This is a genomic window from Pseudomonas sp. 18-147 (assembly GCF_051048045.1).
GTDB lineage: Bacteria > Pseudomonadota > Gammaproteobacteria > Pseudomonadales > Pseudomonadaceae > Pseudomonas > Pseudomonas aeruginosa.
Genome location: NZ_CP182296.1, coordinates 4419171 through 4432277, shown reverse-complemented (window position 1 = coordinate 4432277; position 13107 = coordinate 4419171). Strand labels below are relative to the sequence as shown.

Below are 13107 nucleotides of genomic sequence, written 5' to 3'. Positions count from 1 at the left end.
GAGCCCCCCATGCTCACCGGTCTCAATCACCTGACCCTGGCGGTCGCCGACCTGCCGGCCAGCATCGCCTTCTACCGCGATCTTCTCGGCTTTCGCCTGGAAGCGCGCTGGGACCAGGGCGCCTATCTCGAACTGGGTTCGCTGTGGCTGTGCCTGTCCCGGGAGCCGCAGTACGGCGGGCCGGCCGCGGACTACACGCACTACGCCTTCGGCATCGCCGCCGCGGATTTCGCCCGCTTCGCCGCGCAGCTGCGCGCGCATGGCGTGCGCGAATGGAAGCAGAACCGCAGCGAGGGCGATTCGTTCTACTTCCTCGACCCGGACGGCCATCGCCTGGAGGCCCACGTCGGCGACCTGCGCAGCCGGCTCGCGGCGTGCCGGCAAGCGCCCTATGCGGGAATGCGTTTCGCCGACTAGGCCTTGGCCTTGCCGGAAGCTACGGACGCCACGGCCGGGCCGGCGAGGCGCTTCAGCAGGCGCGGGCGGTTGGTCTCCAGCGCGCCGCCGCGTCCCCGCAGGCCGTCCCACAGGCCCCAGCCCAGGCAGCGCAGCTTGAGCAGCTTGTCGCGTTCGAGCAGGAGCACCGCGAGGCCCTGGGTCAGGGTCGGCAGGTTCGCCAGCAGGGCCAGCGGCGAGGACCGGGCGTAGCGGCGCAGGACCAGCAGGCCGTTGCGCGCCAGGTAGTAGCGGCGCAGCGGGGCGTGGTTCATCGCGCTGAGGCTGAGACCGCCGAGGCGGCGGGTCTTGCGCGTGCCGATGCGGTGCTCGAGGACCAGCCGCGGGTCGACGTACAGGGGCACGTCCAGCGCCTGGGCGCGCAGGCTGTATTCGGTGTCCACGTGGTCGATGAACAGTTCCTCGTCGAAGTGGCCGAGGCGCTGGTAGGCCTCGCGGGTCAGCAGGCAGCCGGAGGAGATCAGGAACGAGGTGCGCTGCGGGGTCGTCAGGCCGTCCAGAGACAATTGCCTGAGCGTCAGTCCGTCGAGATGGATGGCCGGCAGGAAGCGCCGGTCACCCCGGTCGAAGATCCGTGGGCCGAGCAGGCAGGCCTGACCGTTGCGCGCCTGCAGGTTGCGCCACTGGGCGGCGAGGAAGGCGCCGCCGGGACGGGAGTCCTGGTCGAGCAGCAGCACACCCTGCACGCCACGCCGGAATAGCGCGTCGAGCCCCTGGTTGAAGGCGCCGGCGATGCCCTGCCGGTTGCCGTGGTGCAGCACGGCGATGCCTTGCCCGCGCAGCCGGGCATTGCGCTGCGGATCGCTGTGCGGTGAGTTGTCGACGGCAAGGAAGCGCAGTTGCGGAAACGCCGCCGCCAGTTCGCCAAGGTGTTCCAGGTCGTCGTCGCCAGGATTGAACAGTACCACCAGCACGCCCATGTCTATCCGGTCCATGATCGTTCTTCTCCCGTAGGTCGAAGTTGCCAGGCCAGGACCAGCCCGGCCAGAACGAGAAGGGCGCCGGCGAGGAATGGCGCGCCGGCCAGGGGCAGCGGCGCGAGCGGACCGCTGCCCCAGTGGAACAGGCCGCTCATCAGCGGCGGACCGACGATCGCGGCGAGGCTCATCAGGCTGCTCAGCACGCCCTGCAACTCGCCCTGGCGGTCGACCGGCACGCGGGCCGAGAGCAGCCCCTGCATGGCCGGGGTGGCGAGGCTGCCGAGCGCGAAGGGCAGCAGCGCGCAGACCAGCCAGAATGACGAGTCGACCAGGGCGAACAGCAGCAGGCCGCAGCCTTGCAGGGCGAGGCCCAGGCGCAGCAGGCGGGCGTCGTCCAGGCGCCGCTTGCAGAGGTTCACGCCGAGGGTCTGGGCGAGCACCGCGAGCACGCCGTAGAGGGCCAGCGAGTAGCCGATCCAGGCGCTGCTCCAGTGAAACTTCTCGATCACGAAGAACGGCCAGACCACCATCACCGCCTGCAAGCCGAGGAATACCAGGGCAAGCACCGCCAGCAGGCGTCCGACCCCCGGTTGCCGAGCCAGGCCGCTGATCGAGCGCAAGGCATTCATCCGCCTCGGATCCAGGCGGCGGCGTCGCGTCGGGGGCAGGGTTTCCTCGAGGAACAGGCCGGCGAGCAGGGCGTTGAGCAGGCACAGGCCGGCGGCCAGCAACAGCGGCAGCGTCGTGCCGTGCACCGCCAGCAGCCCACCGAGGGCGGGGCCGAGGATCATGCCCAGGGCGAGGCCGGCGTACAGCCAGCCGAAGTGCCGGGTGCGCTGCCCGTGCGTGCCGAGGTCAGCCGCGCAGGCCATCGCGGTGGCCACGCTGGCGCCGGTGAGCCCGGCCAGCGCGCGACCGAGGAACAGCATCCAGAGGCTGTCGGCCAGCGCCAGCAGCAGATAGCTGAGGGCGAAGCCGAGCATCGCCAGGACCAGGACGGGGCGGCGTCCGAAGCGGTCGCTGAGGCTGCCGAGGACCGGCGAAAAGAACAATTGCAGCAGCGCGAAGGTCATCACCAGGGCGGCGCCCCAGGTGGCCGCGTCGCGGATCGCCAGCGGCGCCACGCTGCCGATCAGCGTCGGCAGCAGGGGCACGATCAGGCCGACGCCAGCGGCATCCAGCAGGCAGGTGAGGAACAGCAGAGGCAGGACGCGTTTCGCGCCGGGACCGTGTTCCCGCGTGGCGGAGGGGCAGAGGCTGGTCGTGGACACGCCAGGACCCTCCCGGCGAACACAGGAAATCCCGATCCTGGGACGCCAGCGACGGCAAGGGAAACTACCGGAATTCACAGGTTCGACGAACGGTCGCGGCAACGCCGGCGGGCGGTGTGATGTCATAATGATGTGACCCGTGCGCCAGTCGGGTATCCTTGCCGGCCTCTCAACGTTGTTTTCTAACGATATTTTCCTCCTGTCGCGAGCAAAGGGATTTCAATGACGCCCAGAAAAGGAAAGCTACCTGCCGTGCTCGCCTGCATGGCAGCGCTGGCGGGCTGCAACATCAACCCGGCGAACCAGGGCTCGGTGTCGTCCTGGTTCTCCATGCGCGCCGGCGATCCGCCCAGCTTCGTCACCGGCGTGGTCGGCTTCGAGAACACCGGCAGCAACGACCCGTCCACCCGCCTGACCCTGCGTTTCCGCGATCCCGCCTCCAAGACCCATGCGGCCCACGTCACCACCTCGTCGTACTCCGAGCTGTTCAGCCTCGCACTGACGCCGCGCTACTACGAGCTTTACGAGTTCGAGGTGAGGTACCTGTCCTATACCGTCACCCGCGAGACCGGTGCGTACGAGGAGCGCTGCGAGGCCAACGGCGAGGCGCTGGAGAAGACGGTCCAGAAAAGGAAGCGCAGCGTCACCCACACGGCGGTGAACGTGGAGTCCAACTGTCGTTCTACGCCGCTGACCAAGACCGACTACTACTACGAGACCTATACCTCCAAGCCGTTCTCCGCGCCGTTCCGTGCCGAGAGCTTCGCCACCAACTACATCGGCGACTTCCGCGTGCAGTGCAGCTACAAGGAGAAGAAGGGCAAGACCCTCGTCGACAGCTGCCGTCTCAACTACGGCGCCGTCAGCCGCGATCGGGTGGACGCCTGGGTGGCGCAGATGAACGAGGCAGACAAGGACAAGCGCGAGCCGCTGCCGCCGGTACGCCAGCAGGCGGTCGACACGAAGAAGGCCGGCAAGCTCATCCATTCGGTATTTCGCTGAGGCGCTCGCTCAAAGAGCGCCGGCGATCGCGCGCCAGGTGTCGGCGTATCGCCATCGCAGCCAGGCGACCAGGCAGCGCTCGTGCCAGCGTCGCAGGGCGCAGCTCCTTTGCCGCGCCAGGCGTCGCTCGATGGCCTCTTCCAGCCAGGCCTCGTCGAAGGCGGTCCATACCGCCGGAGCGGGGCTGAGCAGGTTGCCGTGGCAGACCGGCGCCACTTCCTCGAAGAACAACCGCTCCAGCAACGCCGGGTCGACGCCCTTTATCCGCCGGGCGATATCCTCGGGCTCCAGGAGAGTGTCGACGAAGGCGTCGGATAGCGCGTGGCGCAGTCGTCGGCGTTGGCTCGGGTCAAGGGCCATGGCAAGTATGGGTCCGCAGGCTGGTGCGCAGGCAGCATAACCCGCCACGGCCAGCGCGGAGAGGCGTCAGGCTCGACGGGGACGCCAGGAGCGACGACGAAGGGGTGGGCGCTGGCGGCCGAACCAGCGCCAGCGGTTGCGCCGTAGCGCCTCGTGGCACTCGTCGCGCAGCCAGGCTGGCAGCAGGCGCAGCCAGCGCAGGTGACGCCAGGGGCCCGGCAACAGGCGCAGCACCTCGAGCAGGGCATCGTTGTCGTCGCAGGCGTAGGCGCCGTCGACGAACAGCCAGGTGTCGAAATGATCGGGTGCCAGCCCGAACCAATCGAGAATCGCCAGGCCTTCGGCGGACTGCGCGGCAAGCAGCTTCAGCCGGTGGTCGGCGCGGCGTGCCAGGAAACCGCTCCAGAGCGTGCAGAAGCGGCAGTGCTGGTCGTACAACACGACCTTGTCGCCGGGCTTGAGGTACGGCGGCAGTGACATGAGGGGCCCCCTTGGGTTCGGCTTTGTGCGCAAGCCCGGAACCGTAACGGCGGGAAGGGAGGACGACTAGTCGGTGTGCTGTCAGAGTTTTCTTTCTGTGCGGTCATCGATTCGTCTTTCGCCGAACGGCGTCGGGCAACGCGCCATTCCTCTTCCTGAAGGACGATGCTGCGCCAGGCCGGTTTAAGTTCGATGACGCCGGGACGAACGGGAGATGTCCCCGTCCGTGGGGCACGGACGGGGCGCGGCGGGGAATCAGCGGGCGAACGCTTCGAGAAGGGTCTTGGCGGCCAGCTTGCCAAGGTTGTTGGAGGCCAGCGGGCTGTCGCCGGTGAGCAGCTTGCGGTCGCGGTGGACCTGGCCGGTGATGCCCTTGTTGAGGATCTTCACCCCGAGCTTCTGCAGGTTCTCGCCCACCAGCCAGGGCAGGGGACCGGGCATGTAGCCGATCTCCAGGTTGGCGCCGGTGTCCAGGGCGTCGGGGAACACGCAGATTTCGTAGCCCTTGAACGGGTAGTCCTCCGGCTTCTCGTCGACCGCCGGTGCCAGCAGGCAGGCCGGACCGTGGCAAAGGGTGATGATGTAGCGGTCCTTGGCGAGGAAGGCATTGAGCAGCCGTTTCACCTCCCGGCTGTGCGGAATGCCCGCCAGCACGCCGTGGCCGCCGGGAACGAACACCGCGGCGTACGGCGAGTCGTCGGCGACGGCCTGCTCCAGGAGGTCGGCGAGCTTCCGCGGCGCTTTCAGCTTGGGCAGGTACTTCGCGTAGATGCTCTTCACCGCCTCGTCCTCACCGGGCATCGCCCACATCTCCAGCTTCACCGGGTTGCCGGAGAGCGTGGCGACATCGAACTCGAAGCCGGCCTTGTCCAGGTGGTACATCGGCAGGAGCATTTCCACCGGGTGGTTGCCGGTGGAGAACATGCTGCCGTTCTGCATCAGGATGTAGCGTTCGTCGGTACCGATCATCAGCACCTTCTTGCCGCCCTTGTACGGGGTCGGGTAGTCGGCGCCGTCGAAGTCGGTCTTTGCCGAGGTGTACTGGCTCAGGGAATAGGGCGAGGGAAAGAACGCGTTGTGCTCGGCGGGGTCGGGCGTCGGGGTTCTGCTGGTATCGCGCTCGTTGCTCATGGCTCGTTCCTTTCTGCGTGATGGAGGTCGTACCAAGACGATAGGCGGGGTCGCCGGCCGGCGAAATAGGGGAAATCCCCTAACCCACGATCGGTCGCCTGAGGGTTTTCCCCTATGGGCTTTTGCCGGCAAGCCGGGGATCATGCGGAAAAAGCCAGGAATGCCCGCGCCATGACCGACTACGCCAGCCTTCTCTTCGACAGCGTCGCCCGGCTGCGCAAGGCCGCTACCACCGAGGCGGTCTGCCGCGAGATGGTGGAGTTCGCCGCACGCCTGGGCTTCGACCGGGTGATCGTCTGCAGCCTGTTCCCCCGCCCCGACGAGGACGAACTGATCGACGAGCTGTTCTTCGTCCATGGCGACTGGGCCGAAGGGCGCAGCGCCCAGGAGCGCGACGCCTATCTTCTGCACTGTCCGGTCACCCGGCACATCCTCGAACTGGACGAGCCGTTCTTCTGGTCGAAGAGCCCCTCGGAGGATCCCGAGCGCATGACCTACCGCATCGTCCGTGGGGTCCGCGACCTCGGCCAGGTCAATGGCATGCAGGTGCCGGTGTTCGGCCGCAACGGCCTGGAGGGCGCGGTGTCTTTCGCCGGCGAGCGGCTGGACCTGAATGCCGGTTGCAAGCTCGCCGCCCAGGCCTTCTGCCCGATCCTGTTCTTCGCCCTGAAGCGCCTGCGCGGCCCTGTGTCGGCGGGCGATGCGCAAGCGCTCAGCGAGCGCGAGCGGGAAGTCCTGCAATGGATCGCCCTGGGCAAGCAGCAGGCGGAGGTGGCGGCGATCCTGATGATTTCCGAGCGCACCGTGGAGAATCACCTGCGTGCCGCCCGCCGCCGTCTCGGCGCGGCGTCCACCGCCCAGGCGGTGGCGCGGGCGCTGCGCCTGGGCGATATCGAGGTCTGAGCGGCCTCAGGGAGCTGACGTGAGGACGATCTTGCCGATGTGCTGGCCGGAGTCCATCAGTTCGTGGGCCTGGCGCGCCTGTTCCAGGGGGAAGGTGCGGAACACCTGCGGCCGGACAGTGCCGGCGCGCACGTGCGGCCAGACCTGGCGCTCCAGTTCGGCGATGATCGCGCCTTTCTCGTCGTGGCTCCGCGAGCGCAGGGTCGAGCCAAGATGGACCAGGCGCTTGCTCAGCATCGGGAACAGGTCGACTTCGGCGGCCTTGCCCTTGATCACGCCGATCTGCACGATCCGTCCGTTCATCGCCGCCGCCTGGTAGTTCCGCGTCACATAGTCGCCGGCAACGATATCGACGATCACATCGACCCCGCGACCTTCGGTGCCGCGCAGCACTTCCTCGACGAAATCCTGCTCGGTGTAGTTGATCGCCAGGTCAGCGCCGAGGCGCAGGCTGGCCTCGCGCTGGGCCTCGCTGGAGATCGTGGTGAAGATTTTCGCCGCGCCGAAGGCCTTGCCCAGCATGGTCGCGGCGGTGCCGATGCCGGAGGCGCCACCGTGGACCAGCAGCGTCTCGCCGGCCTTGAAGCCACCGCGCTGGAACAGGTTGACCCAGACGGTCATGAAGGTTTCCGGCAGCGCCGCCGCTTCCTCCATGCCCAGGCCGTCGGGCAGGTGCAGGGTGGTGCGCTCGTCGGCCACCGCGAACTGCGCGTAGCCGCCGCCGGGAATCAACGCCATCACCGCCTCGCCGACGGCGAAGCGGCTGACCTCGCTGCCGACCGCCCGCACCGTGCCGGCGATCTCCAGGCCGGGAATGTCCGAGGCGCCGGGCGGCGGGTCGTACACGCCCTTGCGCTGAAGCACGTCGGGACCGTTGACGCCGGCGGCGCGGACTTCGACCAGGACCTCGCGCGGGCCGGGCGTCGGCAGCGGCCGGCTGGTCGCCACCAGTACCTCGGGGCCGCCGGGCCGGGCGATCTCGATGGCGGTCATTCGTTCGGGAAATCGGTTCGTGCTGCTCATCGCATGCTCCTGGGAAAATGGTTCGGACCTGGTTCGCATGGTAATCAGCGCGGATGCCGTGGTCGCGCAGCGCTTTTTCATTAGACTGATGCGAAAATGCATCAGGAAAACCGCCATGAATTGGGACGACACCCGCGTCTTCCTCGCGCTCTGCCGCGAGCACACCCTGCGCGGCGCCGCCCGCGCGCTTCACGTCGACCAGGCCACGGTGGGCCGGCGGCTGGCGTCGCTGGAGGCGGCGCTGGGCTCGACCCTGTTCCTGCGCACCTCGTCCGGCTACCTGCTGACCCCGGCCGGCGAGGCGGCCTTCGAACTGGCCGAGAAGATGGAACGCTCGGCCCTGGAGTTGCTGCGGCGGACCCGCGGGATGGACCACCGACTGTCCGGCGAGGTGCGGTTGTCCACCACCGACTCCCTGGCCGTCGACTTCGTGCTACCCGCCCTGGCCCGCCTGCACCTTGAACACCCGGATATCCGCGTGCTGCTCGACAGCGCTTCGGCCGTGGTCGACCTGCCCAAGCGCGAGACCGACATCGCGATTCGCACCCTGCGGCCGGAAAATCCCGATTTGATCCTGAGAAAACTCGCCAGTTGGCCCATGGGCCTGTTCGCTTCCGCGGACTACCTGCGGCGCAACGGCGTACCGGTGCCCGGCGAGCGTTTCCGCGGCCACGACCTGGTGATGTACGAACCCTATTGGCACAGCCAGCGCGAACTGACCCTGGGCGGCGAGCCGATCCGCGACGGCCGGGTGGTCATCGCGGTGAATTCCAACATGATGGTGCGCCAGGCCCTGGCGCGCGGCCTGGGGCTCTGCGAGCTGCCGCTGTACATGGGCGAGCTCGACGGACTGGTGCGGGTCTGGCCGCAGCGCGAGCGACGCCGGCCATACGAGGTGTGGATGGTTACCCACAAGGACCTGCGCCACACCGCGCGGGTCCGCGCGGTGATCGAGCGGCTGGTGGAGGCGTTCGCCGAAGCGCCGGCCTGAGCCTGCAACGCCGGCGCCGGGTTCCGGTCGAATGCGGCGGCGCGCCGCGGAATCGCGCATCATAGGCGCCATCAGATCGAGGAGATTTCCATGGCAATCCCAAGCATCCCGCGTTTGGCCGTACTGACGCTCGGGCTGGCGCTCGCAGCGGCCGCCAGTGCCGCCGACGAGGCGCAACTGATCGAGGCGATCAACGCTTACCGCGGTCAGGTGCAGTCCTGCGGCGGGCAGGCCAGCGGCGAACTGCCGCCGCTGGCCGCCGATCCGCGCCTGGCCTTGCCGGTGAATGCCGCCGGCGACCTGCAGCAGGCGATGGCGCAGGCTGCCTACCCGATGGTCAACGTGCAGTCGATCAGCCTTTCCGGGCCGCGCGATGCCGGCGCGGCGATGAAGGCGCTGCAGGAAAGCTTCTGCCGCGTGGTGCTCGACCCGCAATTCGTCGACGTCGGCGTCAGCCGCCAGGACCGCGACTGGCGCATCGTCCTCGCCCGGCCATTGCTGCGCGGCGGCATGGGCGATTGGCAGGCGGAAGGGCAGAAGCTCCTGGAACGGATCAACGCCGCCCGCGGGCAAGCCCGCCAGTGCGGTGGCAAGCCCTACGCAGCGGCCCAGCCGCTGGCCTGGAACGCCACCCTTGGCGGCGCCGCCGAAGCGCATTCGCGGGCGATGGCCAACGGCAACTTCTTCGACCACCTCGACCGCGACGGCCGCACCCCCGGCGACCGCGCCGAGCTGGCCGGCTACAGCGGCGGGCTGGTCGGCGAAAACATCGCCGCCGGCCAGGACGGGGTGGACAAGGTGGTCGACGGCTGGCTGGCCAGCCCGGGCCACTGCGCCAACCTGATGAACCCCGGCTACCGCGAGCTGGGCGCGGCCTACGCCACCGATCCGAAGAGCGACGCGGGAATCTACTGGACAGCCATGTTCGGTTCGTCCTGAAGTCCTCCGCGCCCGGAGCTGACGAAGGGCTGGGCGCCCTCCGCAAACGAAAAACCCGGCGCCATGGCGCCGGGTTCCCTTTCAGCCTGTCCCGCCCTCAATGCGGCGCATTGAGAGTCAGGCGCATGTGCCGGTTGACATCCTTGTACAGCAGGTAGCGGAAGCGCCCCGGGCCGCCCGAATAGCAGGCCTGCGGGCAGAAGGCGCGCAGCCACATGAAGTCGCCGGCCTCCACCTCGACCCAGTCCTGGTTCAGGCGGTACACCGCCTTGCCTTCCAGCACGTACAGGCCGTGCTCCATCACGTGGGTCTCGGCGAAGGGGATCACGCCGCCCGGCTCGAAGTTGACGATGTTGACGTGCATGTCGTGGCGCATGTCGCTCATGTCGACGAAGCGGGTGGTGCTCCAGCGGCCTTCGGTGTCCGGCATCACCAGCGGCTGGATGTCCTGCTCGTTGGTGACGAAGGCTTCCGGCAGCGGTACGCCGTCGACCTTCTGGTAGTGCTTGCGGATCCAGTGGAAGCGGGTGTACTGGCCGGTGGTATTGCGCACCTTGTAGTCGGCGCCCGGCGGAATGAAGGCGTAGCCGCCCGGCTGCATGGCGTGGACCTGGCCCTGCAGGGTCAGGCTCAGCTCGCCTTCGACGACGAACAGCACGGCCTCGGCGTTGGGATCCTGCTCCGGTTTGTCGCTGCCACCGTTGGGCGCCAGTTCGACGATGTACTGCGAGAAGGTCTCGGCGAAGCCGGACAGCGGGCGGGCGATCACCCACATGCGCATGTTGTCCCAGAACGGCAGGTGGCTGGTGACGATATCGCGCATCACCCCCTTGGGAATCACGGCATAGGCTTCGGTGAACATCGCCCGGTCGGTGAGCAGCTCGGTCTGTGCCGGGTGCCCGCCGTGCGGCGCGTAGTAGCTGGACTTGGACATGGAGCGTTTCCTCGTTGTTGTCTTGCTGCCGGCTCACGCGCCGCCGGAGCGAAACGGGCGGGCGCGAGCCGTTGCTGACGGCAACGATATCCAGCGCCTGGCGCATGCACAAATTAAATGTTGGAATCCAGCATATTCATTTTTCGAATGCGGGGCGGCTCCGGGTATCTTCCGCCAGCACCCGCGACAGCACGCGCGCCAGCGCCTTCACCATCGGATCCGCCGCCGGCCGGTGCAGCAGCGCCACTTCGAACACGTCCACCGCCGGCAGCCCGGCGTTCTTCGGCAGTACCGCATGGCCTGCGCTCACCGCGCGCAGCGGCAGCAGGCCGATGCCCATGCCGTCGGCGATGGCCGATTGCAGACCGCTGAGGCTGGAACTGGTGAAGCTGATGTGCCAGCGCCGGCCGACCGCTTCCAGGGCGGCGATCATCTCGTCGCGGTAGACCCCGCGCGGCGGGAAGGTGACGATGGGCAGCGGGTCGAGGTCGATGCAGGGGTTCCTGGCGCTGTCCACCCAGCATGTCTTTTCCGGCCAGCAGGCCAGTGCCTCGCGGCTGGCGCGTCGCTGCTTGAGCAGCACCAGGTCCAGTTCGCCGCGGTCGTAGCTGGCGCTGAGGTCGCGGCTCATGCCGCTGGTGACTTCCAGCTTGACCTGTGGATAACGCCGGTTGAAGGCCGCCAGTCGCTCGGTGGTACGGCCGGCGGCGAAGTCGTCCGGCACGCCGATACGTACCGTCAGCGCCACCGTGGCGCCGGATAGCGCCTCGGCCAGTTCGTCGTTCAGTGCCAGCAGGCGGCGGGCATAGCCGAGCAGCGTATCGCCGGCGTCGGTCGGCAACACGTCGCGGTTGCCGCGCTCCAGCAGGCGGTGTCCGGCCATTTCCTCCAAGCGGCGAACCTTCTGGCTGACGGTCGACTGGGTCGAGTGCAGGCGCGCGGCGGCAGTGGTGAAGCTGCCGCAGTCGGCCACCGTGACGATGGCGCGGAGCAGGTCGAGGTCGAACAGGCGGCTATTCGATTTTTCACTGTCGCTCATGGTCGTATCGCATTTTCGAATGTCGTCGCCGCTTTTAGCAGGCCGTGCCGTCAGCGGCAACCGCTCAGCGTCGACGCAGCGTGCCCAGCGGTCGACCAATGCGCTGGAAGCGGCGGGAAACCCGCCAGGCGGTCATGCATGCGCCAGGAACAGGACCGCGGAGCGCTACTCGGGCACCTCGACGTTGACCTGCAGCGCGTCGTGGCGCCAGTACTCCAGGTCGCAGTCGATCAGGCGGCCCGCCTGGTCGCGGTTGATCCGCACGATCTGTAGCGCCGGGCTGCCCACCGAGACCCGCAGCGGTCCCGCGGCCTCCGCCGGGAGGATGGTCGGGACCATTTCGAAGCGCACCCGGCCGTAGCGGATGCCGTAGTGGTTGGCGTAGAGATCGGTCAGCGAGCGAGTCAGGTCGAAGCGCTCGATGCCGGGAAAGTAGGCGGGATTCAGGTAGTGCTCGACGTACAGCACCAGCCGCCCGTCGACCCGCCGCGCCCGGCGGATCTGGAACACCCGCGACAGCGCCGGCAGCTCCAGGCGCTGGCAGATGTCGACGCTGGCCGGGATCATCGCCGCGCCGAGCACCTCGGTCTCCGGCACCCGGCCCTGGTCGGCGACCATCGCGTGGAAGTGGCTGCGCACCAGCGGGTTGTACAGCAGCCGCTGCGGCGAGACGAACCAGCCGCGGCGTTCCTCGCGGTAGATCAGGCCCTGGTCCTCCAACTGGCCGAGCGCCTCGCGCAGGGTGATGCGGGTGGTCGAGAACAGCTCGCTCAATTGCCGTTCGCTGGGCAGCTTGCTGCCGCGCGCGAGCAGGCCGCGCTCGATCTGCTCGCGCAGGGACTGGTAGATCACCGTCAGGGGGCGGGACGGCTCGTCGCGCATATCGACGCTTCTCCGCTGGGGCTCCGGGGGGCTACAGGGTAATGCTTCCGGGCCGCCGGCGGTATAGCGCGGCGCGCCTTCTCAGCGCCATTCCAGCACTGGCCAGCCGGCCTCGCGGGCGTGCCCGAGCAGCGCCGGGTCGGGGTTCACCGTGTGCGGCCGGTCGACCCGCGAGAGCAGCGGCAGGTCGTTGCGCGAGTCGGAATAGAAGGTCGCGCCGGCCAGCGTCTCGCCCTCCTGGGCCAGCCAGGCGTCGAGGCGACGGACCTTGCCCTCGCGGTAGGTGAGGGTGCCGCGGGTGCGCCCGGTGTAGAGGCCGTCGCGCTCCTCGATGTCGATCGCCAGCACCTCGTCCACCCCCAGCCGGCGGCCGATGGCGCTGACCAGGAAGTGCGCCGAGGCGGAGATGATCAGCAGGCGGTCGCCGGCCTGGCGGTGGCGTTCCAGGCAGCGCAGGGCGTCGGCGTGGATGCGCGGCGCTATGATCCGCGCGACGAAATCCTCGACGGCGCCGGCGATCTCCGCCGGGGTGCGGCCGGCGATGGGCGCCAGGCTGAAGTCCATGTAGTCCTCCATGGCCAGCCGGCCCTCGGCATAGAGTTCCATGAGGCGGCGTTCCTGGTGCAGGAAGGCGGTCTTCTCGACCCAGCCCAGTTCGGTCATGTAGCGCCCCCAGAGGGTCGCGCAGTCGCCGTCGATCAGGGTGTCGTCGAGGTCGAAGAGGGCAAGTGGCATAGGCGGTTCCTTGTTCGCTAGGGATTGGCCCGGCACGCCTG

Annotated in this window: 15 protein-coding genes; 5 read left to right on the top strand and 10 right to left on the bottom strand. The window is 68.5% G+C overall.

Annotation, left to right across the window (positions count from 1 at the left end; genetic code table 11):
• Window positions 1-9 precede the first annotated feature (9 nt).
• Complete coding sequence (locus ACM0M4_RS20925; protein WP_003082280.1) at window positions 10-417, top strand: FosA family fosfomycin resistance glutathione transferase; 408 nt, start codon at window positions 10-12, stop codon at window positions 415-417.
• Here the strand turns inward: ACM0M4_RS20925 and ACM0M4_RS20920 are convergent.
• Together ACM0M4_RS20920 and ACM0M4_RS20915 are read right to left on the bottom strand one after the other, a co-directional pair.
• Window positions 414-1391, bottom strand: coding sequence for a rhamnosyltransferase (locus tag ACM0M4_RS20920; RefSeq protein WP_003112489.1), 978 nt, complete (start codon window positions 1389-1391; stop codon window positions 414-416). The genes ACM0M4_RS20925 and ACM0M4_RS20920 overlap by 4 nt on opposite strands.
• Window positions 1379-2647 (bottom strand): MFS transporter, encoded by a 1269-nt coding sequence (locus ACM0M4_RS20915; RefSeq protein WP_003145470.1) that lies wholly within the window; start codon window positions 2645-2647, stop codon window positions 1379-1381. The genes ACM0M4_RS20920 and ACM0M4_RS20915 overlap by 13 nt, the downstream gene beginning before the upstream one ends.
• A 312-nt stretch (window positions 2648-2959) precedes the next feature.
• On the opposite strand from ACM0M4_RS20915, the gene ACM0M4_RS20910 reads away from it, so the two are divergent.
• Window positions 2960-3649 (top strand): hypothetical protein, encoded by a 690-nt coding sequence (locus tag ACM0M4_RS20910; protein ID WP_003133880.1) that lies wholly within the window; start codon window positions 2960-2962, stop codon window positions 3647-3649.
• A 9-nt stretch (window positions 3650-3658) separates the two neighbouring features.
• Here the strand turns inward: ACM0M4_RS20910 and ACM0M4_RS20905 are convergent, their stop codons facing one another.
• The 3 genes from ACM0M4_RS20905 to hchA form a co-directional block, all read right to left on the bottom strand.
• Window positions 3659-4009, bottom strand: coding sequence for a DUF7079 family protein (locus ACM0M4_RS20905; protein ID WP_003082290.1), 351 nt, complete (start codon window positions 4007-4009; stop codon window positions 3659-3661).
• 66 nt (window positions 4010-4075) lie between these two features.
• On the bottom strand, window positions 4076-4489 hold the full coding sequence (locus ACM0M4_RS20900) for a thiol-disulfide oxidoreductase DCC family protein (protein ID WP_003163116.1): 414 nt from the start codon (window positions 4487-4489) through the stop codon (window positions 4076-4078).
• Window positions 4490-4744: 255 nt separating this feature from the next.
• Entirely contained in the window at window positions 4745-5620 is an 876-nt protein-coding gene (gene hchA / locus ACM0M4_RS20895; protein WP_003449060.1) for a glyoxalase III HchA, read from the bottom strand.
• Between the two features lie 171 nt (window positions 5621-5791).
• On the opposite strand from hchA, the gene ACM0M4_RS20890 reads away from it, so the two are divergent.
• Window positions 5792-6523, top strand: a complete 732-nt coding sequence (locus ACM0M4_RS20890) for a PA1136 family autoinducer-binding transcriptional regulator (protein WP_003112485.1) — start codon at window positions 5792-5794, stop codon at window positions 6521-6523.
• Window positions 6524-6529: 6 nt separating this feature from the next.
• Here the strand turns inward: ACM0M4_RS20890 and ACM0M4_RS20885 are convergent, their stop codons facing one another.
• Entirely contained in the window at window positions 6530-7516 is a 987-nt protein-coding gene (locus tag ACM0M4_RS20885; RefSeq protein WP_003082297.1) for an NAD(P)H-quinone oxidoreductase, read from the bottom strand.
• A gap of 145 nt (window positions 7517-7661) precedes the next feature.
• On the opposite strand from ACM0M4_RS20885, the gene ACM0M4_RS20880 reads away from it, so the two are divergent.
• Together ACM0M4_RS20880 and ACM0M4_RS20875 are read left to right on the top strand one after the other, a co-directional pair.
• A complete protein-coding gene (locus ACM0M4_RS20880) occupies window positions 7662-8537 on the top strand; it encodes a LysR family transcriptional regulator (protein ID WP_003449062.1) in 876 nt (291 codons plus the stop codon).
• Window positions 8538-8627: 90 nt separating this feature from the next.
• A complete protein-coding gene (locus ACM0M4_RS20875; protein ID WP_023875650.1) occupies window positions 8628-9476 on the top strand; it encodes a CAP domain-containing protein in 849 nt (282 codons plus the stop codon).
• 97 nt (window positions 9477-9573) lie between these two features.
• Here the strand turns inward: ACM0M4_RS20875 and ACM0M4_RS20870 are convergent, their stop codons facing one another.
• The 4 genes from ACM0M4_RS20870 to ACM0M4_RS20855 form a co-directional block, all read right to left on the bottom strand.
• Complete coding sequence (locus ACM0M4_RS20870; RefSeq protein ID WP_034031813.1) at window positions 9574-10410, bottom strand: bifunctional allantoicase/(S)-ureidoglycine aminohydrolase; 837 nt, start codon at window positions 10408-10410, stop codon at window positions 9574-9576.
• A 136-nt stretch (window positions 10411-10546) separates the two neighbouring features.
• Window positions 10547-11449: a LysR family transcriptional regulator gene (locus tag ACM0M4_RS20865; RefSeq protein WP_003109090.1), complete on the bottom strand. Its 903-nt coding sequence runs from the start codon at window positions 11447-11449 to the stop codon at window positions 10547-10549.
• 165 nt (window positions 11450-11614) lie between these two features.
• Window positions 11615-12331, bottom strand: a complete 717-nt coding sequence (locus ACM0M4_RS20860; RefSeq protein WP_003082314.1) for a UTRA domain-containing protein — start codon at window positions 12329-12331, stop codon at window positions 11615-11617.
• Window positions 12332-12412: 81 nt separating this feature from the next.
• Window positions 12413-13066, bottom strand: a complete 654-nt coding sequence (locus ACM0M4_RS20855; RefSeq protein WP_003082318.1) for an HAD family hydrolase — start codon at window positions 13064-13066, stop codon at window positions 12413-12415.
• Window positions 13067-13107 lie beyond the last annotated feature (41 nt).

Excerpts from the sequence above, each read along its gene's own strand:
- ACM0M4_RS20900 (WP_003163116.1), bottom strand. The coding sequence starts at position 4,489 with ATGTCACTGCCGCCGTACCTCAAGCCCGGCGACAAGGTCGTGTTGTAC.
- ACM0M4_RS20925 (WP_003082280.1), top strand. The coding sequence starts at position 10 with ATGCTCACCGGTCTCAATCACCTGACCCTGGCGGTCGCCGACCTGCCG.
- ACM0M4_RS20865 (WP_003109090.1), bottom strand. The coding sequence starts at position 11,449 with ATGAGCGACAGTGAAAAATCGAATAGCCGCCTGTTCGACCTCGACCTG.
- ACM0M4_RS20920 (WP_003112489.1), bottom strand. The coding sequence starts at position 1,391 with ATGGACCGGATAGACATGGGCGTGCTGGTGGTACTGTTCAATCCTGGC.
- ACM0M4_RS20855 (WP_003082318.1), bottom strand. The coding sequence starts at position 13,066 with ATGCCACTTGCCCTCTTCGACCTCGACGACACCCTGATCGACGGCGAC.
- ACM0M4_RS20885 (WP_003082297.1), bottom strand. The coding sequence starts at position 7,516 with ATGACCGCCATCGAGATCGCCCGGCCCGGCGGCCCCGAGGTACTGGTG.
- ACM0M4_RS20870 (WP_034031813.1), bottom strand. The coding sequence starts at position 10,410 with ATGTCCAAGTCCAGCTACTACGCGCCGCACGGCGGGCACCCGGCACAG.
- ACM0M4_RS20880 (WP_003449062.1), top strand. The coding sequence starts at position 7,662 with ATGAATTGGGACGACACCCGCGTCTTCCTCGCGCTCTGCCGCGAGCAC.
- ACM0M4_RS20905 (WP_003082290.1), bottom strand. The coding sequence starts at position 4,009 with ATGGCCCTTGACCCGAGCCAACGCCGACGACTGCGCCACGCGCTATCC.
- ACM0M4_RS20860 (WP_003082314.1), bottom strand. The coding sequence starts at position 12,331 with ATGCGCGACGAGCCGTCCCGCCCCCTGACGGTGATCTACCAGTCCCTG.
- ACM0M4_RS20890 (WP_003112485.1), top strand. The coding sequence starts at position 5,792 with ATGACCGACTACGCCAGCCTTCTCTTCGACAGCGTCGCCCGGCTGCGC.
- hchA (WP_003449060.1), bottom strand. The coding sequence starts at position 5,620 with ATGAGCAACGAGCGCGATACCAGCAGAACCCCGACGCCCGACCCCGCC.
- ACM0M4_RS20875 (WP_023875650.1), top strand. The coding sequence starts at position 8,628 with ATGGCAATCCCAAGCATCCCGCGTTTGGCCGTACTGACGCTCGGGCTG.